The 649-nt window shown below is 40.5% G+C and carries 1 protein-coding gene; it reads left to right on the top strand.

All coding sequences use genetic code 11. The features are described 5' to 3' along the window. On the top strand, positions 1-649 hold a 649-nt coding region (locus tag CSUIS19072_RS08440), incomplete at both ends, for a hypothetical protein (RefSeq protein WP_337212279.1).

Raw genomic sequence — 649 nt, 5'->3', positions numbered from 1 at the left:
GAGCTACTAAAAAGGGCTGAGTATAACCACGAGTATAACCATAAGGTTGAAGAGATAAGGCAGCTTAGCCAGGCGATATCAGCAAAGCTTGAGGAGCTAAAGTATGGTATTTTAGATTTTGCTGATATAGTAGAGGATAGGCTAAGTAGTGCTGGTGAGCATTTGATTAAAAAATCTAATGAGCTAAAGCTAGAGGCTACTAGAGCTAAACACGAGATAGCTAGCAAAAAAGAAGAAGTAATAAATCTAGTGGAGAGTGAGCTGGGTAGGGCTAGTGATTACTTTGCTAGAGAGTTTAAGAGTGCTAATATCCATAAAATGGAGCTAGATGAGCGTAGCACTATAGCTAGAGATTTGATAAATGAGCTAAAGGGTGATGAGCTATGTGATGAGCTATACCTTGTGCGTGGCGAGAGTGCCTTAGGTAGGGCTAAGGTAGCTAGTGAGTTACTAGGGCTTAGTATAGCTACAGGGGCAGCTAAGGCTATAGGGCTTAGATATGAACGCCAAATTCCAAAGCTAGTAGCCTTGCAAGATGAGACTAAAGAGATTAAAGAGCAAACTCAAAATAGATTAGATGAGCTAAACATACTACTAGAGGCTAGTAACGCAGCAGCTGCGTCTAAACTAAAAGAGCTAGATGAATTAA

The sequence above is a fragment of the Campylobacter sp. RM19072 genome, assembly GCF_024723485.1.
In the GTDB taxonomy this organism is placed as follows: Bacteria; Campylobacterota; Campylobacteria; order Campylobacterales; family Campylobacteraceae; genus Campylobacter; species Campylobacter porcelli.
This window is presented reverse-complemented; position numbering and strand designations above follow the sequence as displayed.